This window comes from Myxococcus eversor (genome assembly GCF_010894455.1).
In the GTDB taxonomy this organism is placed as follows: domain Bacteria; phylum Myxococcota; class Myxococcia; order Myxococcales; family Myxococcaceae; genus Myxococcus; species Myxococcus eversor.
On record NZ_JAAIXY010000017.1, the window covers coordinates 66,893 to 86,416 of the forward strand.

13 protein-coding genes are annotated in these 19,524 nt (G+C 69.8%); 7 read left to right on the top strand and 6 right to left on the bottom strand.

Going from position 1 to position 19,524, the window contains the following annotated elements; all coding sequences use genetic code 11:
* Positions 1-58 precede the first annotated feature (58 nt).
* Both G4D83_RS46965 and G4D83_RS30290 read left to right on the top strand, forming a co-directional pair.
* Entirely contained in the window at positions 59-2,824 is a 2,766-nt protein-coding gene (locus tag G4D83_RS46965) for a serine/threonine-protein kinase (RefSeq protein WP_275902400.1), read from the top strand.
* Between the two features lie 156 nt (positions 2,825-2,980).
* The gene (locus G4D83_RS30290; protein ID WP_163868340.1) at positions 2,981-3,790 is read left to right on the top strand and encodes a hypothetical protein; all 810 of its coding nucleotides are present in this window, start codon (positions 2,981-2,983) and stop codon (positions 3,788-3,790) included.
* Positions 3,791-3,819: 29 nt separating this feature from the next.
* On the opposite strand, the gene G4D83_RS30295 is transcribed toward G4D83_RS30290, so the two are convergent.
* Both G4D83_RS30295 and G4D83_RS30300 read right to left on the bottom strand, forming a co-directional pair.
* On the bottom strand, positions 3,820-5,049 hold the full coding sequence (locus G4D83_RS30295; RefSeq protein WP_163868341.1) for a hypothetical protein: 1,230 nt from the start codon (positions 5,047-5,049) through the stop codon (positions 3,820-3,822).
* Positions 5,050-5,133: 84 nt separating this feature from the next.
* On the bottom strand, positions 5,134-6,699 hold the full coding sequence (locus tag G4D83_RS30300) for a hypothetical protein (RefSeq protein WP_163868342.1): 1,566 nt from the start codon (positions 6,697-6,699) through the stop codon (positions 5,134-5,136).
* A 179-nt stretch (positions 6,700-6,878) separates the two neighbouring features.
* On the opposite strand from G4D83_RS30300, the gene G4D83_RS30305 reads away from it, so the two are divergent.
* The gene (locus G4D83_RS30305) at positions 6,879-7,292 is read left to right on the top strand and encodes a metallothionein (RefSeq protein ID WP_163868343.1); all 414 of its coding nucleotides are present in this window, start codon (positions 6,879-6,881) and stop codon (positions 7,290-7,292) included.
* Between the two features lies 1 nt (position 7,293).
* Here G4D83_RS30305 and G4D83_RS30310 read toward each other — a convergent pair whose 3' ends face one another.
* The 3 genes from G4D83_RS30310 to nadA form a co-directional block, all read right to left on the bottom strand.
* Positions 7,294-8,106: a class I SAM-dependent methyltransferase gene (locus tag G4D83_RS30310; RefSeq protein ID WP_205522745.1), complete on the bottom strand. Its 813-nt coding sequence runs from the start codon at positions 8,104-8,106 to the stop codon at positions 7,294-7,296.
* A gap of 30 nt (positions 8,107-8,136) precedes the next feature.
* Entirely contained in the window at positions 8,137-8,739 is a 603-nt protein-coding gene (locus G4D83_RS30315) for a zinc ribbon domain-containing protein (protein ID WP_163868344.1), read from the bottom strand.
* A 78-nt stretch (positions 8,740-8,817) separates the two neighbouring features.
* A complete protein-coding gene (gene nadA / locus G4D83_RS30320; protein ID WP_163868345.1) occupies positions 8,818-9,750 on the bottom strand; it encodes a quinolinate synthase NadA in 933 nt (310 codons plus the stop codon).
* A 372-nt stretch (positions 9,751-10,122) separates the two neighbouring features.
* Here nadA and G4D83_RS30325 point away from each other — a divergent pair, with 372 nt between their 5' ends.
* The 4 genes from G4D83_RS30325 (at position 10,123) to G4D83_RS30340 (ending at position 17,788) form a co-directional block, all read left to right on the top strand.
* Positions 10,123-12,534 (top strand): PilZ domain-containing protein, encoded by a 2,412-nt coding sequence (locus tag G4D83_RS30325; protein WP_163868346.1) that lies wholly within the window; start codon positions 10,123-10,125, stop codon positions 12,532-12,534.
* Positions 12,525-13,313 carry a methyltransferase domain-containing protein gene (locus tag G4D83_RS30330; protein WP_205522746.1) on the top strand — a complete coding sequence of 263 codons (789 nt, stop codon included), beginning with the start codon at positions 12,525-12,527 and terminating at the stop codon, positions 13,311-13,313. Before G4D83_RS30325 ends, G4D83_RS30330 begins: the two co-directional genes overlap by 10 nt.
* Complete coding sequence (locus G4D83_RS30335) at positions 13,310-16,228, top strand: ATP-binding protein (RefSeq protein ID WP_205522747.1); 2,919 nt, start codon at positions 13,310-13,312, stop codon at positions 16,226-16,228. The genes G4D83_RS30330 and G4D83_RS30335 overlap by 4 nt, the downstream gene beginning before the upstream one ends.
* A gap of 168 nt (positions 16,229-16,396) precedes the next feature.
* Complete coding sequence (locus G4D83_RS30340) at positions 16,397-17,788, top strand: peptide MFS transporter (protein ID WP_163868347.1); 1,392 nt, start codon at positions 16,397-16,399, stop codon at positions 17,786-17,788.
* Between the two features lie 108 nt (positions 17,789-17,896).
* Here the strand turns inward: G4D83_RS30340 and G4D83_RS30345 are convergent, their stop codons facing one another.
* The gene (locus G4D83_RS30345; RefSeq protein ID WP_163868348.1) at positions 17,897-19,342 is read right to left on the bottom strand and encodes a POT family MFS transporter; all 1,446 of its coding nucleotides are present in this window, start codon (positions 19,340-19,342) and stop codon (positions 17,897-17,899) included.
* Positions 19,343-19,524: the final 182 nt, after the last annotated feature.

A 19,524-nucleotide genomic window follows, 5' to 3' on the forward strand; every position in this document is an offset into this window, starting at 1 on the left:
TGGGTAAGCTCGGGAAAAGTCCAACCTGTCCCACCCTGTCAGACGCCTCGTTCCTTCCGTGAACTCCCCCCAGACGGCCATCCCGTTCGGACAGTACCTGTTGATCAAGCGGCTCGCCGTGGGTGGGATGGCGGAGCTGTTCCTGGCGCACCGTCCGCCGGATCCGGAGCTGGTGGTCCTGAAGCGCATCCTCCCGTATCTGTCGGAGGAGCCCGAGTTCGTTCAGATGTTCCTGGACGAGGCGCGCATCGCCGCGCAGCTCAGCCACCCCAACATCGTGCAGGTGCACGAACTGGGGAAGGAGGGCGACAACATCTTCATCGCCATGGAGTACGTGGAGGGCGTGGACCTCCGCAAGGTGGTGATGGAGGAGCTGAAGTTCGGCGCCACGGTGCCCTGTGGCGTGGCGGCGCGCATCTGCTCGCTGGTGGCGGCGGGGCTGGACTACGCGCACCAGAGCCGGGGCGTGGATGGCCGGCCGCTGGAGCTCATCCACCGGGACGTCAGCCCGCAGAACGTGATGATTGCGTACGACGGGCGCGTCAAGCTGGTCGACTTCGGCATCGCCAAGGCCGGCGCGTTCATGGAGCGCAGCAAGCCGGGCGTCATCAAGGGCAAGTTCCTCTACCTGGCGCCGGAGCAGGTGTCGCAGGAGCGCTTGGACCACCGCGCGGACATCTACGCGCTGGGGACCATGCTGTACGAAATCACCACCGGCAAGCAGCCCTTCTCCAAGCCGACGACGGAGGGGATTCTCTACGCCATCCGCTTCGAGGACCCGACGCCGCCGCACCTGCTGCGGCCCGACTATCCGCTGGAGCTGTCGCGCATCGTCATGAAGTGCCTGACGAAGGACCGCAACCTGCGCTACCCGCGCGCCGCGGTGGTCCACGAGGAGCTGGAGAACTTCCTCGAGTCGGGCGAGCTGCAACAGAGCCTGGACGTGTCCGAGTACATCGCCCGGCTGATGGGGGAGGAAGAGGAGCGCACCATCCTCCACATCCCCGCGTCCAAGCCCGTGGGCCGCACCCAGGCCACCGTGCCGCTGGCGGCCAACCGGCTCTTGTCGGCCCCACCGGCCCGACTGGCTCCGCTGGAGGTCACCGCGCCGACGCTGTCGTCCACCACGCCCATGGCGGAGCCCGCCCCGAGCTCCGTCACCGTGGTGCCGGGCCTCACCGCGCGGCCCACTCCGCGCCGCGTCTCCGCGGAGACCGTGCCGGCGGCGCGCTACGCGGACGAGGCGGAGCCCGCGACGCAGATGGCGCGCCCGCGAGAGCTGCCGACCGGGCCTCGGCGTGGAGAGCACGACGACGAGGACTCGGAGATGTCCACCGCCGTCCGGACCGCGCCCACCGGCTACTCGGTGCTGGTGGATCCGGATGAAGAGGACGCGGGGGACGGCGAGTCCACCATTCCGCAGCGGGGGCGAGCGCGCGCGCCCGTCACGCCACCTCCGGGCCCGCCGGTGCGCCGCTCCAGCACGAGCGCGGAGTTCCCTCCGACACCGCGAGGAGGGCCGTCGGCGGTGGAGCCCCTCACCGCGCCGCCGACGCCGGTGCGCCGCTCGGGCATGGGCCCCGCCGAGCCGCCGCGCGCCGTCGCTCCGCTGGAGCCGCCACCGTCGCCTCGCGCGGCCGTCTTCGCGGATGCGCCCGTCCTCAAGGCGCCTCCTTCTTCCTTGGATACGCGCAACCGCCGCGTGTCGCCTCAGCCGGCGCCCGCCGCCGCATCGCCCCGCAGGGTTCCGACGCCCGTGCCGCAGGACCCCCGGGACGTGGACATGGGCGAGCTCTCCGGCGACATGACGATGCCCATCCGCCGCCAGTCCATCCTGGACGTGGAGGCGTCGGTGTCGCTCACCACGCCCATGCGGCGCCTGTCGCCCTTGGACGAGGAGGCCTCCCAGTCGGTGTCGCTCACCACGCCCATGCGGCGGATGTCGTCGGTGGACGTGGAGTCGTCTGTATCGCTCACCACGCCGATGCGGCGGATGTCGTCGGTGGACGTGGAGGCCTCGCAGTCGGTCTCCATCACCCCGCCCACGGTGAGCCACCGCCATGCCTCGCGGCCGCTCATGCCCGCGACCCGGGGCGGCGGCCCCGCGGTGGGCGATGAGGACGACCACTTCCACACCGACTCCAGCATGTCGGGTGCACTCACCAGTCCCACGGCCTCGCTCCGTGATGACGGCGAGGACGACGAGTCCACCGCCGGGTACGCCGGCTACGGCTATCCCTCCACGATTGCCACGCCCGAGCGCACGAACCCGCGCGGGCTGCTGCTCGCGATTGTCGGCGGGTTGCTGCTGCTGGTGCTGGGTGCCGTGTTGATCTGGGTCCTCTATGGCCGGTTCCGCGGCCCCGTTCCCATGTCGTCGCAGGACCTGTCGCGGCGGGCCATGGAAGGGCAGCAGGGGAACCCGCCTCCGGTGCGGGCCACGCCGCCGTCTCCCCCGGTGCAGCCCGCCGTCGTCGTCACCCCTGCGCCGGCACCGCCCCCGCACATCCCCGAGGCCATGCCTCCGTCGCCGGAACCAACGCCTGCTCCCGTCGCTGGCCCGCGGAACGGGGGCGCGGACGTGCCTCCTGCCGCTCCCTCGCTGATCGAGGTGCGCTTCGAGGCCCCGGCCAAGACAGTCCTTCGCCAGGAGGGGGGCTCCCGCCTGCCTGTCAACAGGCTGCTGACGCTGCCTCCGGGCCCCATCAAGGTGGCCTACGACTGCCCCGGACGACGCGCACCCAAGGGGTCGATTCCCTACCTCATCGAGCAGGCGAGCCCCGGTCCGCTGGTCCTCCACGTCCCCTGCAAGGCACGGCGCTAGTCCGGACGGGCACTTGCCCGTATGCGCGGGCCTCCCCCCGGAACGGACACGTGGGACTGGGTGGGCTTGAGTGCCCTTAAGTCGTTGGATTTCCTAGCTTTTCCGAGTCGCGCGCGCATTGCGCATGTCAGACGGGGCCGTAGAATCCGGCGCTCCATGGCGCGCCTCAAGAAGCAGAAAAACATCGTGACGAAGCGGAGTTACACGGCCGGACGGGTAGTGCGACAGCTGCCTGTCGCGCCCGAGCCGAACCGGCTGGTGAAGGTCTGGAGACGCGTGCTCGAACGCCGCCTCCGCACGCGCTTACGCGCGAAGGTGGCGGTGGAGGTCCACGACAACACGCACACGATGCTGACCTTCCAACGTCACCGGACCATGTGGCGGCTGCGGCTGCACCACATGTTCCTGGCGGCGCCGGATGACATCGTCCAGGCCCTGGCCAGCTTCGTTCGCAAGGGGGACCCGGAGGCGAGCGTCTTGTTGGACCGCTACATCGAGCGCAACAAGATGTACATCCGGCGGCTGTCTCCGGCACAGATGCGCAAGCGCATCCGGCTGGAGCCCTTGGGTCAGCATCATGACCTGGAGCGCATCTTCGAGCGTCTCAACGAGCGCTACTTCAGCACCCGGCCCATCGACGCCGCCATCACCTACGGCCCGGCGCCTCGGGTGAAGGGACCCCGCAAGAGCATCAAGATGGGCTCCTACTCGGCGGACTCGAAGGTCATCCGCATCCATCCCGCGTTGGACCAGCCGGTGGTGCCCCGCTACTTCGTGGAGTGGATTGTCTTCCACGAGATGCTCCACCACATCTACCGGACGCGGAAGGGCGACGACGGGCGGCGCTGCATCCACCCGCCGGAGCTCATGGAGCACGAGAAGCGCTTCCACGACTACGCGCGGGCGCAGGCCTGGGAGCAGGAGAACCTGGACCTGCTGCTGCGCGCCCGTGTCTCGCCGGACTGACGTGCCGGGCGGCCCGTCCTCCCCAGGGCTCAGGGGAGGATGAGGCCACCGGGGCTGCGCCGCTCCTGGGTGGGGGCGGCCTCCGCGGGCGAGGGTGCCCGGGTGCCTGGAGCGCCCGCCTCTCGCCGGGCCGCGGCCTCCTGCCGGGCTCCAGCGGCGGCGACCAGTCCCACCACCTTCTCGAACAGGTGCTCGGCGAAGCGGGAGTAGGGCTGGTCGGCGCCGTGGAAGAGGCGCCGGGCCTCGCCCCGGGCGATGTCAGCCTCGCGGGGTCGGCCGGTCCGCTCGAAGAAGTCCGCCATCCTCCACAGCCTCAGGGCGTAGCGCCGGGACATGTCGGGGGTGAAGTACTCCTGTGTCACCGCTCGCACGGCGCCCTGGAGCTGGTCCTGGCGCTGTACGTCGCTGAGGGCCAGGGGACTGACCACCACCTCGTCCAGCTTCGCGAGCAGGCGCTGGGTGATGGACTCCGGCGGGAGCCACGCAGCCAGCTCCGGCGTCTCGTGCAGCACGTCTCCCTCCATGGCGCGGCGGACGTCCTCCGGCTCTGGCGGGGGCAGGGTTGTGGGCTCCAACTGGGGCTGCACGCCGAAGTGGCGAAGCGCCACGTCGAGTCCCTCGGGAAAGGGCGTGTGGGCGCGCAGGTTGAGGCCGGCGGCCTCGGCCAGCAGCGCGGCGGCCTCGTTCACGGACAGCTCCACCGCGCCGCCCTGCTCCAGGCCGTCCTTGATGATGCGGCGCCAGGCGCCCCGGCTCGCCTCCTGGAGCTCGAGTTGGAGGACGCCCTGCTCGTCGGAGAGGAGGGCCTGCGCCATCTCCACGCCACCGCCGCGAAGCACTCGGCCCAGGACGAGGGCCCGTTCTCCTCGGCCCGTCACCGTGCTGGCCAGGGCCGGTAGCGCCTCCGGTGTCGGGGCGGGGCGGGGGGCTTCTGGAGGCGCCGCGCGGGGGGACTCGGGGATGGAGACGCCGCGTGAGCGCAGGCGGTACAGCGCCTTCTTGGCGAGCTTGGCCAGGGGCTTCACGGTGGAGGTGGACAGCGCCTCGGGCAGCGCGGCTTGTCCGTCCAGCACCGCGGCCTCCAGGAGGGCGGCGGCGAGCGGCTCGGGGAGGGCCTCGACGCGGGCGGGCGTGGCGGAGCCCAGGTCCTTCGCGAGGGCCCGCGCGGACTCCACCGCGTCGGCCGGGAAGTCCGACAGCGAGGTGCCTGCGCGCAGCGCGTCCAGCAGGGAGCGAGGGTCCGAAGCGGAGGATTTCATCCGGGGACTTCTACTCCGTGATGAAGGCCCCCCGGCACCACCCGCATGGGTGCCCCGCCCACCAGGCCACACTCGCCCGCGACTTCAGCGCCGTCGCACCAGCCAGCTCCGGCCCGACTGTCCCACCACCGACAGCTCGGACTGGAGGCGCGCGCCGAACACCTGCGAGGGGTGGACGCCGCGCACCACGAAGGTGTCGTACCAGGCGCCCTGCGTGTCGAGATTCACGTCCTGGGGGCGCCACTCGGACGGGAAGGTGGGAGGCACCTCTCCCCGATAGCGCAGGGGCGAGTGCGGCGTGGAGGCGAAGGTGAAGTTCGGCACGCCGCCGCGCTCGCGCGCCAGCACCGCCGCCGAGTGGATGAACACCGGGAAGCGCACCACTCGCGAGCCCGGGTCATAGATGAGGCCCATGACGCGGGGCTTCTGCCCGGTGGCCGCCACCAGGCCTTCCCACTCGGACGCCTCGCGGGAGAACGCGCGGAAGCCCCGGCCCAGCGTGAAGGCCAGCACCAGCGCGCACGCCCCGGCGGCCCACCTCAGCGGCACCCGCCACTCCGGAATCGTCGCGGGCGCGGTGGCCACCAGCAGCGCGGCGGCCAGGTGCGCGTAGCGCGTGTTGAGGTAGTAGACGTAGCCGCGGATGTCGAATGGCAGCAGGAAGTAGAGCGCGAGCGCCAGCACCCCGAGCCCCAGCAGCCGCGCGCGCGCCACCGGACCTTGAGTGCCCACGGGCCCTGGACGCACGAGCGCCGCCACCCAGCCCGCGAGCGCCACCGCGCCCACCGCGTACATCGCCCACCGGTCCGAGCCGTCGCGCAGCGTGTTGGCGAGCACGTCGAACAGCTCCGCGCGGTTCTGCGCGAAGCCCTTCCACCCCAGGTTCTGCGGGGAGAACGTGGGGCCCCACGCCTTCCAGGGCGCGCCGGGCTGGATGTCCGGCGGCTCGCCGAAGCGCAGCACGACCCAGCCGAGGAACAGCGCCACGCCGGGCACCACGCCCAGCAGGGCCGGCAGCCGGGGCCGCAGCCGCGCCATGAGCCCCCGCGCGGTGGAGTCCTCCGGCACCGCCGTGGTGAGCAGCAACCACGGCAGCCCGAAGGCGAGGAACCCGAACGCCTGCACATGGAACAGCAGCACCGCGACGAGACAGCCCGCCAGCGCCCACGCCCAGGTGCGCCGCCGGGGCACGTCCTCCAGCGCTCGCACGAAGAAGCCGCAGCACAGAAACGTCAGCGGCAGGGCCGCGCAGTAGTTGATGAAGCCCCAGCCGAAGCTGTCGCCGTACGCGAAGGGCAGGGCGAGCAGCGAGGGCCACGTCGGCCGCTTCAGCGAACGCAGCAGGAAACCCAGGCTCAGCGGCAGGCCCACCACGTACGCGGTGAGGAAGACGCGGTTGGCCAGGTCCAGCGGGAGCAGCCAGTTCAGCGCGCTGACCAGGTAGTAGTAGCCGAGGTAGGGCGTCAGCGCATGTCGCGCCTCGAAGAGCTGGGGATACAGCGTGCTCGGGTCATCCAGCCGGTGAAGCACGGAGATGAGGTACAGGTGCTGCGGCAGGTCCACCATCGGCAGGTGGCTCGACACCCAGAGGGGCAGCGCTCCCAGCACCAGGGCGGCGAGTTGAATAAAGCGGGCGTTGGGGTTCGTCACGAGAGGTGCCGGACTGTATGCGTCGCTTCCTTGCCCGGCGAGCAACCGACGTGAGGGCTCGGGCCCATCGCGCCGGGTAGACAAAGGTATGGCCGTCGACCTTGGCAGTCGACGGGGGCTGCGCTATAGGCGCCGATGAACGGGAGCCGAGGCCGAGAGTCTCCCGAAGGAGAGCACACATGACACGCAACGCGACGATGGTGGCTGCGGGTCTGCTGGCCAGCGGTCTGCTGCTGCTCGCCCCCCGGGCGGCGAGCGCCTGCGAGGCCCACGCCCAGGCGGCACGGGCGAAGTCCGAGGAGGCCGCGAAGCCCGCTCCCGACACCGCTGCCCCCGAGGCGGCTCCCGCCCCCGAGAAGCCGCGGCCCACGGGTGGCGAGGTGGACCGTCCGCTGGACGCGCTCGACTCGCTGATGGCCGCCAAGTGCCAGTGTGGCAGCAAGGCGGACTGCACCTGCAAGAAGGGCTCGTGCGAGTGCTCCAAGTGCCAGAAGCCCAAGCGGCAGGTGATGGACGCGCTGCGTGGCCGTCCCGCCGAGCTGAAGCTGGACGAGGCGCGCCGCTACGACGCCTCCGCCGGCATCTTCATCTGATTCAGCGAGGCACCTCGGCGGAGCCCTTCTCCGCCTTGAGGACCAGGAGTGGCGGCAGGGCCACGCGCTCGAAGCGCACCAGTCCCGCCGCGCTGGCCGCCGCTCGCAGTGTCGCTTCGCCCCGGGGGTGAAGCCCCACGCGGCGGTGCAGGACACCGGAGGCGGAGCCCGGGGGCGCGTACGTGCTCGCCACCCAGCGGCCCCCCGGACGCAGCACCCGCGCCACCTCCAGCATCAGCCGGCCCAGGTCCTCCAGGTAGTGGAGCGAGTCGGCCATCAGCACCGCGCCGAGCGTGCCGTCCTGGAAGGGGAGCGCGGGCGCCTGCGCGCGCAGGAAGTCCACCGTCGCGCCCGCCTCGCGCGCCTGGGCCACGCCTTCCTCCAGCATGGCGGGCGACACGTCCTGGCCCACGACGAGGGGAAAGGCCGGCTCCCGTGCCAGCCGCCGCGCCACCAGGCCCGTGCCACAGCCCAAGTCGAGCACCGGCCCCTCGGGCGTGCCCAGGAGGCTGCGATAGAGCAGGTACTCGCTGTCCGTGTCGAGCGGACGGCGCAGGAGCGCGCGCTGGAGCGCGGGGCGCACATAGCGCTCGTAGGAGCGGGCCACCCAGCGACTCTCCAGGCCGCGCTGGAGTCCTCCGGCGGTGGCGTGCTCCAGGACGAGGTCAGCGACGCCCTCGGCCACCGGATAGCTGGCGCGACACTCCGGGCAGCGAAGCGGCCCGAACATCAGCACCGGCGCGGGCGCCTCCGCACGGAGGGCGCCACGGCGGCAGCGAGGACACCGGAGGAGCTGGACGAGCGCGTGCCGCATGATTTGTCCGCGGCGGTCCTCGGCGGCGACTCAGGCCGACGGGCCCGGGTCCGCCAACACGCGACGGTCCTCGGCGACCAGGACGGGCCAGCCTCGGGCCATGGCCTCGCGGAAGAACGACGCCAGCTCCTTGCGGCTGTGGTTCACCGCGCCCTGGAAGGGGTCGATGAGGGCTTCCTCACCCAGGCTGCGGGTGGAGTTGAGCTCCACCGGCGTCCCGCACCGCTCACAGCGGATGGACACCTGACGCACCAGGGCCACGGGCACCGCGTACCGGGCGCCGCAGTCGCCGCACTTCCACACCAGCGCGCGCTCACCCGCCTCGCGCCGGGCCAGGCTCTCCAACTCGTCCGCCAACCTCAAGAGCGCGGGCAAGTCCTGGGGAGGCTGGGCGAAGACCGCGGAAGGACCGAACCCCGTCTCGGGAGCTCCCAGCTTGGGAGGCTTGTCCCCCTGAAGAAGGGAGCGCATGCGGTCCTTGGCGCGGACATCGCGGAACTCGGCGCCCGCCAGGGCGCGCTCCACCGCCTCGTGGACCGGCGGCAGGTCCGGCTCGAGGCGCTCATCTACCGGCAGCGACTGGGGGTGTTCCACCAGCCGGTGCGACGGAACTGCGAGAAATCGGAAGGCCACGGATGGCTCCATTGCACCCCGGCCTTTCCGGCGCAAGACGCGAGTTGGCAAATGTCCGCTGCGACGACAGATTCCGCTCTATCTGGACCACTCCAGCATGCGCTGCAACGGAGCCCGGGCGGCCTCCCGCAAACCCTCCGGCATGGTCAGCTCCGGCGTCCGGTCCTTCATGCACTTCCAGAGCTTCTCCATCGTGTTGAGCCGCATGTACGGGCACTCGTTGCACGCGCAGCCGTTGTCGGGCGGCGCGGGGATGAAGGTCTTCTGGGGCGCGCCCTTCTTCATCTGATGGAGGATGCCCGCCTCCGTCACGATGATGAACTTCTGCTTCGGGCTCTTGATGACGTACTCCAGGAGCGCCTTGGTGGAGCCGATGAAGTCCGCGTGCCGCAGCACCGACTGTTCGCATTCGGGATGGGCCACGACTTCCGCGTCAGGGTGCTCGACCTTGAGCCCCACCAGCTTCTTCTCGCTGAAGATTTCGTGGACGATGCAGCTGCCCGGCCACAGCACCATGTCCCGGCCCGTCTCCTTCATCACGTGGCGCCCCAGGTGCTGGTCCGGGGCGAAGAGGATCTGCCGCTCCTTGGGCACCTGGTTGACGATACGCACCGCGTTGGAGGACGTGCAGATGACGTCGCTCATCGCCTTCACCGCCGCGGAGCTGTTCACGTAGCTCACCACGAAGGCGCCCGGGTGCTTCTCCTTGAAGACCTTGAAGGCCGCCGGCGGGCACCGGTCCGACAACGAACAGCCCGCCTTCAAATCCGGGAGCAGCACCTGCCGGGTCGGATTCAGGATTTTCGCCGTCTCCGCCATGAAGTGCACACCGCAGAAGACGATGACGTCCGCTTCCGTGCGCTCCGCCGCCTGCGCCAACGCGAGGCTGTCCCCGACGAAGTCCGCGACATCCTGGACTTCGCTCTCCTGGTAGTAGTGCGCAAGAATCACAGCGTTCATGGAACGCTTGAGCTCCTGGATTTCCTGCGCGTAATCCACCTCGGTGCCCATGGCACCTCCTTGCCTGGTCGACACTTAACTCGGTCGCCGGGGCCAGGCCACATCGTCGGAAGTCGGCTGCCGGGCGAACGGACGGCTGTCGCTGGCGGGCCCTGGGTCGACTCTGCCACCGTCCCCCTTCGTGCAAGTGCGATGCATGCCCGCATCACCTGACGGCGCGGAGAGGGTAGACTCCGCGCAATCCTCCGGGTCGGCCCGGAGGGAGGCAGTCGCCTTGCTGTCAAGCTTGGACAAGCCACACATTCGGGGTCGAGAACACGCGATCGGCTGGTGGAGAGGGGGCGGCACCGGACCTGTGGCCTTGGGCAGGCAGTTGAAGCTGCCCCTTCTCCATTTGAACGCCTTTCCCGTCGAGGAGAGAGCATGAGTGTCCCCACTCAGGACGTCCTGATTGTGCATCCGAACGAGGGCCGGCGCGCCGCGCTGGCCGAGGTCCTGGGAGTCCACCGTGTCGTGGCGGTGGAGTCCCAGGTGGAAGCCACGCGGAGAATGGAAGCCACCGCGCCCACCCTCATCATCGCCCCACCGGAGAACGCGAGACGTTTCCTGAGACATGTCGACAGGGCGGCCCCGGAGGCCGTGCGCGTCTTCGTGTGCGCGCAGTCGGACCGTCAAGGACTGGAGGAACTCGTGGAGACGGCCGCCGAAGGCCACGTCTTCAACACGCTGGATGACGGGCTGACCGTGTCGGAGCTGGGCCGGCGTCTCACCAACATCCTCCAGCATCGCTCCTCCGCCCGGGTGACTCCGGCCAGCTCGCTGTCGGTGCACTTCCGGCTCAATGGCGTGACGCATCAGGCGGGCTGCCTGGATGTCGGCAACTTCGGCGCCGCGCTGCGCGTGCCGCTCACCGCCTCCATCGGCGCGTTCCTCCAGGGCACCGTGCTGGAGGATCTGACCTTCGAGCGTCACGGGAAGAAGGTGCTCCAGGTTCCTCGCGCCTTCATCCGCCACGCCCAGCAGGTCCAGGCCAGCTCGCAGTCCTATCTGCGCCTGGGCATCGCCTGGAGCGACGGGTTGGAGGAGGCCACCGCGCCCCCGACCTCCCGGATGCGGGACCCCGTCATCGTCCTGGCGCTGTTGCGCAAGGCGGTGCGGCGCGAGACGCCCATCTGGCTGCACTTCCTGGACACGCCCTCGTCGCACTTCCGACTGGAGGCGCCGGTGGTGGAGTTGCAGGACGGGCGCGCGGTGCTCCGGGGCTTCAATGACGGCGCCTTCCCCGCGGACGCGGGGGACGTGCTCCAGCTCACCTTCGAGGTCGGCGGTCAGAGCTACACGGGCGCCACCAGCGTGCTGCGTCGGGGCGACAACGGTGCGTTCCTGAGCGTGCCGCGCTCCGTGGGACTGCAGAACCGGCGAGGCCTGCAGCGCTTCCGGTTGGGGCCGGACCATCGGTTCCTGGTGACGTTCAATGCCCCCGTCAACGGCGAGCGCATCACCCGCTCGGTGTTGGACCTGAGCGGGCGCGGCTTCGCCTTTCCCTTCGACGCCTCGTGCGAGGTGCTGCCCGCCGGCTCGCAGCTGGAGGTCGCGCTGCTGCTGCCGGATGGCTCGGAGGTGCCGTGTCGCGCGGAGGTCCGCTCGGTGGACGCGGTCAACACCGACAGCCGGTTCGACCGCAGCCTGCGTCCCTACCGCTGCGGCGTGCGACTGCTGGAGGTCCCTCCGAAGGTCCGCGACGCCATCCATGACGCCTTCATGGCCTCGCGCAGCGGCGCCTCGCGGGATGGTGGGCGGGAGAAGCTCATCGACATCTGGAAGATGATGGAGGAGTCCCACTACACCTTCCATCCGGACTACCCCTTCGGGGGCGAGGCGGGTTACCTGGACGCGCTGGAGCACACGCACCAGCGGCTGGCCGAGGCGAAGGACCTGGGGCGCTCCATCCTCTACGCGGACTCGGGAGCCATCATGGGCCACGTGGGCGGGCTGAGGATGCACTCGGGCTCGTGGCTGGTGCAGCACCTGGCCGTCCGTCCGGGCTTCCACCGGCACGAGCAGATCGCCAACGACCTGACGGCGCTCGCGGTGGAGATGGGCGAGGCCATCGAGGACGTGGAGTTCCTGCGGTACATGTGGCGCAGCGACAACCGGTGGCCCAACCGGCTGGGCACGTGGCTGGCCCGCGTCATGGAGAACCGCGGCTTCAGCATGCTGCGGACCTTCCACTACATGCGCCTGGCGTTGGAGGGGGCTCCGGAGGTTCCCGCGACGACGCTGACGGTGAGGGAGGGGCGCCCCGAGGACCGGGCCTGGCTGGAGGCGCACCTGCGCGCGAAGGGCGAGGTCGTCCGGGTGCTGGCCGAGGACCTCCAGGCGGAGCCGGACGCGGAGGACCGGATGCGCGCGCGCTTCGCGGCGGCCGGGCTCTACAGGGACAGGCGCATGTTCGTCGTGGATGGCGAAGACGGCCCCCTGGCGCTCGCGTTGGTGGAGGAGGCCTCTCCCGGGTTGAGCTTCATCGAGGTGACCAACGGCTTCTGGCTGGAGGTCGCGGACCGCTCGAACCCGAAGACGGAGGAGGCGCTGCTCGCGCTGGTGCGCCGGTGCATCGAACACGCGCGTGGACGCGGGCGTCCCTCCGCGGTGGCGCTGGTGGCGGATGAGGACGCGCCGCTGCTGGCGCGGCTCGGCTTCGGGGACAATGGGCGCTTCTGCGAGTGGATCTTCCACCGCTCCATGGTCCGCCGCTGGTGCGACCTGTGGCGCTCGCTCTTCGAGCGGCTCAGCCGCCCGCGTCGCGCCACCGCCGAGGACCCTTCATGTACTTGATGGAGTCCACGGAGGAAGGACGACGGCTGCTCGCGCAGGAAGGAGCGTCCGGATACGTCCGGGCGCTCCTGGGCTCGACGGGGCTCGTGGCGGGTGCTCGGGCGCTGGACGCGGGCTGCGGGCCGGGGGGCATCTCCGAGACGATGGCGGACCTGGTGGGCCCCACGGGCCACGTCACCGGGGTGGACCTCAACGAGGACCGGCTGCGCGAGGCCACGGCGCGCAACGCCCACCGTCCCTGGTTGCGGTTCACCCAGGCGGACATCCGCCGCACGGGCCTGCCCGACGCCTCCGTCGACTATGTCTGGAGCCAGTACGTCTTCGAGTACCTGCCGGACCGGCCCGTCGCGCTCGCGGAGTTGATGCGGGTCACCCGGCCGGGCGGCAAGGTGGTCGTCTCCGATATCGACGGGCTGGGCTTCCAGAACTGGCCCTTCCCGGAGTCGCTCCGGGAGGGGACCCAGCGCATCGTCGACGCGCTGGCCACGCGCGGGTTTGATCTGCACGTGGGCCGCAAGCTCTTCTCGGAGTTCCGTCAGGCGGGCCTGCGCGACGTGCGCGTGCACCTGATGCCCTTCTACATGGTCGCCGGAGCGGCGGATGAGCGGCTGATGAAGGACTGGGAGGTCCGCTTCGCCGCGCTGGCCCCAGTGGCCGCGCCGGCCTTCGGCGGAGAGCAGCCCTACCAGGAACACTGCCGGGATTTCCTGCGCATGTTGGCGGACCCGGACGGACTCAAGTATGCGGTGACGCTGGTGACGGAGGGAACCCGGCCTTGAGTGACAGTGCCCCGCAGGGGGCGGAAGCGCAGCCGCCCGACAACGCGCCCGAGGTGGGCACGCGAGCGACCGCCACGCTCTTGCTGTATTTCGAGCGGCGCTACGGCGCCGAGCGGCTCCACCGCATCTGGGAGGAGCACGGCTTCAGCCTCCGCCTGGACTACATGCGCACGCCGACGAACTTCGTCTCGCTGCGCTTCCTGGAGCGCGTGGCGTCCGTGCTCCAGACGGAGTCGGGCGACCCGCAGTTCATGCGACAGGCGGGCCTGTTCACCGCCTCGCCGCAGGCCTTGGGCTTCGTCTACTACATGCTGCGCGCGGTCGGCTCGCCGCGCATGTGCTACCGGCAGACGATTGAGTTCTCCCCCAGCTACAACCGCGTGGGCTCCTTCCACGTGGAGCGGCTGGAGCGCGAGCGGCTCGACTTGTCGTACCGCAGCACCATCGTCGAGCAGGACCGCAACATCTGCGAGCTGCGGATGGGGCAGTTCGCGTCGTTCCCCACCATCTGGGGCCTGGCGCCCGCGGAGGTGCGGGAGCTGGAGTGCCAGGTTCACGGCGCGCCGGCGTGCCGCTACCACCTGACGTGGACGGACCCGCCGTCGCTCTGGGGACACCATCTGGGCCTGGTGCTGGGCACCGTCTGCGGGCTCGCGGCGAGCGCCGCGGGGCTGGGCAATCCGGTGTTCTGCGTGGGCGTGCTGGCCCTGGCCGGCTTCTCCATGGGCGGCTGGCTGGATGGCCGCCGGGAGCTGAAGGGAAAGGACGAGGCGCTGCGCTCGCAGAACGAGGCCATCATGGGCTCGCTGGTGGAGCTGCAGCAGCGCTACGACGAAATCTTCCGCGCCAACGTGGCCCTCGAGGACCGTGTCGCGGAGCGCACCCAGGCCCTCAAGGAGGCCAACGGCAAGCTGGGGGACGCGCTGGTGCGCCAGCAGGAGTTGGACCGCCTCAAGAGCGAGTTCTTCGACAACGTCAGCCACGAGCTGCGCACGCCGCTCACCCTCATCCTGCTGACGCTGGAGTCCCTGGAGCGCCGGGGCGAGGAGAACAACCCGGAGGTGGTCATGCAGCACGTGACCACCATGGAGCGCAGCGCCCAGCGCCTCTTGCGCCTCATCAACAACCTGCTGGACCTGGCGCAGCTCGAATCGGGCAAGGCGCGCCTGCGCTACCAGCCGCTGGAGCTCAACGGCTTCCTGAGCACCGTGCTGCCGCCGTTCCACGCCATGGCCGACAGGCAGGGCGTGTTCCTGCGCCTGGAGGGGCGCGAGGTGACGCCCGTGGAGGTGGACCACGAGCGCATGGACATCGTCTTCCAGAACCTGCTGTCCAACGCGCTGAAGTTCACCCAGACGGGCGGGGTGACGGTGCGCGTGCTCGAGGACGAGAAGGACGTGCTGGTGGACGTGGAGGACACCGGCCAGGGCATCTCCCAGCAGGACACGCAGGTCATCTTCGACCGCTTCGCGCAGGCGGACAACAGCGGCACGCGGCGCTTCGGCGGCACGGGCATCGGCCTGGCGCTGGTGAAGGAGACGCTGGAGCTGCACTCGGGCGGCATCGCCGTGACGAGCGAGCTGGGCAAGGGCTCCATCTTCCGGGTGCGCCTGCCCAAGGGCCGCGCGCACATCCGCGAGGACCTGCGCGAGCGGCGCCGCGCGGAGATGCCGGTGCGCAGGGATCGCCGCATCTCCGGCTCGTTCCCTTCGCTGGACACGGGCGTGCCGGACAACGGCCGCGCCTCCGTGGTGGCGCCGGCCCGGGACCACGCGGGGCCAGGTCCGGAAGCGCCCCGCATCCTCGTGGTGGAGGATGACGTGGAGATTCGCGGCTTCATCGCCGGCCTGCTCAAGCAGCACTACCGGGTGCTGGAGGCCGTCAACGGCGAGGAGGGCCGGCAGCGTGCCATTTCCGAGCGTCCGGACCTCATCGTCTCCGACGTGATGATGCCCGTGCTGTCCGGCCTCCAGATGCTGGTGGCGCTGCGCGAGCAGACGGCGACGGTGGACATCCCCGTCATCCTGCTCACCGCGCGGCAGGAGGTCTCCGCGAAGGTGGAGGCGCTGGGCTCGGGCGCCAATGACTACCTGGGCAAGCCCTTCAGCCCGCGCGAGCTGCTGGCGCGAATCGAGACACAGCTGCGCCTGCGCGAGGCGGCGGTGCGCTCCGCGGAGAACGAGCGGCTGGCGGCCATCGGCCTGTTGACGTCGGGCTTCGCGCACGAGGTCCGAAACCCGCTCAACGGGCTGATGAACGCGCTGGCGCCGCTGAAGGAGGTGCTGGCGGACAACACGCCGGACGCGGAGATGAGCCGCGCCATGGTGGAGGTGATGGAGGAGTGTGGCCAGCGCATCCGCCACCTCGCCGAGTCGCTCCTGTCCTTCACCCGCACCTCCGACACGCCGACGATGCTGTCGCTGGACTCGCTCCTGGACTCCACGCTCGGCGTGCTGACGTGGAAGGTGCCCTCGGGCGTCACCGTGGAGCGGGCCTACGCTTGCACCGTGCCCCTGCAGGGGGACCCGGGCTCGCTCAACCAGGTGTGGCTCAACCTCTTGGACAACGCCTTGCGCGCGGTGGGCGAGCATGGCCGCGTGCGCGTCGCCACGGCCTGCCAGGGCGACGAGGCCATCGTCACCATCAGCGACGACGGCGTGGGCATCCGCTCGGAGGACATGGAGCGGCTGTTCCAGCCCTTCTTCTCCACCCGCGCCGCCGGCGAGGGCACGGGGCTAGGGCTGGCCCTGAGCCGCCGCATCATCCTGCGTCACGGCGGACGGATTCAGGTCCACAGCACGCCGGGCAAGGGCACTCAGGTGGAGGTGCACCTGCCTCTTCGGCCCCCGGGCCGCTCCTCGTCGGGCAACGGCGCGGACGGGCAGGGCGAGTCGCGCGTGGGCCGGCTCGGCTGAAGTGCGGGCTTCACCTCACGACGCGCCCTGACGTGAGCAGGGCAACCCAGGGGGCTGGGGAATTCTCGGCCGCCTCTGTTGTCCACTTGCGCACGGCTCTAGCGCTGTCTGCTACAGTCAAGTGCTCTTTCCGTCACACCCGACCACAGAAGCGAAGGAAACCACGGCATGCAAGGAACCGTAGCCGCGGGCGCTGCCCGCCAGGGGCACCCGCGAGGGTTGTATCTCCTGTTCTTCACCGAGATGTGGGAGCGCATGTCGTATTACGGCATGCGAGGCCTGCTCGTCCTCTTCCTCACGAGCAAGGTCAACGGTGGTTTCGGGTGGACCACGGGCGAGGCGCTCAGCCTCTACGGCACGTACACCGGCCTGGTGTACCTGACGCCCATCGTCGGCGGCTTCATCGCGGACAAGTTCATCGGCCAGCGAAAGGCGGTGGTGCTCGGCGGCACGCTGATGATGATCGGCCACCTCGTCCTCGCGCTACCCAACGTGACGATGTTCTACGTGGGCCTGGGCTTCCTGATTGTCGGCAACGGCTTCTTCAAGCCGAACATCTCCACCATGGTGGGTGGGCTGTACGCGCCGGGTGACGGTCGCCGGGATGGTGCCTTCACCATCTTCTACATGGGCATCAACCTGGGCGCCGTGCTGGGCAACTTCATCTGCGGCACCCTGGGCGAGAAGATTGGCTGGCACTGGGGCTTCGGCTCCGCGGGCGTGGGCATGTTCCTGGGCCTCCTCGCGTTCCTCTTCTTCCAGAAGAAGCTCCTGGGCCCGGTGGGTCTGGCGCCGGTGAAGCCGTCGTTGGAGGAGCGCGCCAGTGGCACGGCGGAGAAGAAGGGCTTCAGCCGCGACGAAATCGACCGCATCGTCGTCATCTTCATCATCGCCATCTTCGTCGTCGCGTTCTGGACGGGCTTCGAGCAGGCCGGCGGCCTGATGAATCTCTACACGAACGAGAAGGTCGACCGGAACATGCTGGGCTTCGAGGTGCCCACGACGTGGTTCCAGAACTTCAACTCGGCGTTCATCGTGCTGCTGGCGCCGGTGTTCGCGGGGCTGTGGGGCTGGCTGTCGGCGCGCGGCAAGGACCCGAGCATCCCGGTGAAGATGGGCATGGGGCTCGTCTTCCTGTCCACCGGCTTCCTCTTCATGCTGGGCGCGTCCAACGAGAGCGCGGCGGCGGGCAAGGCGGCGGCGTACTGGGTCATCCTGGCGTACCTGTTCCACACCATGGGCGAGCTGTGCCTGTCGCCGGTGGGCCTGTCCATGGTGACGAAGGTGGCGCCCCAGCGCATCGTCTCCGCGATGATGGGCGTGTGGTTCCTGGCGAACGCGGCGGCCAACAAGCTCTCCGGCGTCATCGGCGGCTACTCGGAGAAGCTGGGCGAGTTCGACGTGTTCCTCTACATCACCATCGGCACCGGCATCTCCGGCGCCATCCTCCTCGTCGTCGCGCCCATCCTGAAGCGGATGATGCACGGCACCGACGAGGTGAAGCCCGCCGCGCCTCCAGGTGAGCAGACCTCGGGCGGCTCGTCGGTGGCCGCGGCCTGAGTCGAAACGACGAGGGGCGCGCTCCTCCACGGGCAGCGCGCCTCTTCGATTGAAGCACCTGACGCCGGAGCTCCTCCAGGATTCGAGGGCTCCGGCGTTGCTCTTTTCTCAGGCCGACCGGGCGGTGATTCCCGCGGCGTTGCGCTCCTCGGTGGGGAGGGGCGCGGACGTCTGGAAGTAGTCGCGCACCACGTAGCGGCGGGCGACCAGCATCATCCCCACGGCGGCGATGAGCGCCATGCCGGCGTAGAAGAAGAACTGCCCGGAGCCGGAGAAGATGTTGAGCGCCGCGGAGATGGCCACCGCCACGTTGGCCAGCGTGTTCGTCACCAGCCACACGCTCTGGATGGTGCCCTTCATCTCCCGGGGCGCCTGCGTGTACGCGAACTCCAGGCCCGTGGTGGACATCAGGATTTCGCCCAGCGTCAGCACGATGTACGGGAGGATCTGCCAGGAGATGTTCAGCACCGTGCCGCTCTCCATCGCCACCTGGAAGAAGCCGGCGATGATGAACGACACCGCGCCGAAGACGAGGCCCAGCGGCATGCGCCTGAGCGGCGTCAGCTCCCACCCGGAGCGCTGGAACAGCGGGTAGACCACCGCCGTCAGCAGGGGGATGAGCAGCATCACCAGCAGCGGGTTGACGAACTGCATCTGGCTCGGCTGGAAGGCGAACCCCAGGATGTTCAGGTCCATGGAGCGCGCCTGCACCACCCACGTGGACGCCTTCTGGTCGAACAGCATCCAGAAGAAGGGCACGAAGGGCAGCATCAGCCCGCTCACCCGGAACACCGCCTTGACGCCCTCCACCGACTCCGAGGGGTGCGCCGTCTTGGCGCCGTCCAGCCAGTGGCCGCCCTGGCCCCGGTTCTTCAGCGCGCTGCCCACCACCTTGAAGAACGAGTGCGGGTTGGCCCCCGTCGGCGGGACGATGACGTAGTGGCGCCGGCCCAACCAGAAGATGATGGTCGCGATGAACATCAACACGCCGGGGATGCCGAACGCGACGGCCGGCCCGAAGTTCTTGAGCAAGAGCGGGATGAACAGCGACGCGAAGAACGAGCCGAAGTTGATGGTCCAGTAGAAGATGGCGAAGAGCTTCTTCACCAGGTGGCTGTTGGACTCGTTGAACTGGTCTCCGGCCATGGCCGCGACACACGGCTTGATTCCGCCGCTGCCCACCGCAATCAGTGTCAGGCCCGCGAAGAAGCCCGTGGCGTTGTTCTCGAAGAAGGCCAGGAACGCGTGGCCCACGCAGTACACGATGCTCAGCCAGAGGATGGTGCGGTACTTCCCGAAGAAGCGGTCCGCGAGATAGCCACCGATGAGCGGGAAGAAGTACACCCCCGCCATGAAGGTGTGCATCAGGCTCTTGCCCTGCGCCTCGCGCAGCCCTGAGTCGGGCACCGCGTTCTTCAGCAGGTAGTCGATGAGGAACACCGTGAGGATGTTCCGCATCCCGTAGAAGCTGAAGCGCTCACACGCCTCGTTGCCGATGATGAACGGTATCTGCGGCGGGAACTTGTTGTTCTGCGCGGCGGGACTCTCAGCCATGAGACGGGGTGCTCCCTGGTGGAGAAAGGTGGGGGCTCCAAGATGACAAGGGGCCCAACCCTACCCAACGCGGAGCCCGGACTCCACCGAAGCCCCACATGACGCACCCGCACGTCCAGGTCGGCGGCCCGCTCCTCCGCGACAGGGGCGGCCTCCAGACGGCCTCGCGGTCCGCCTGCCTT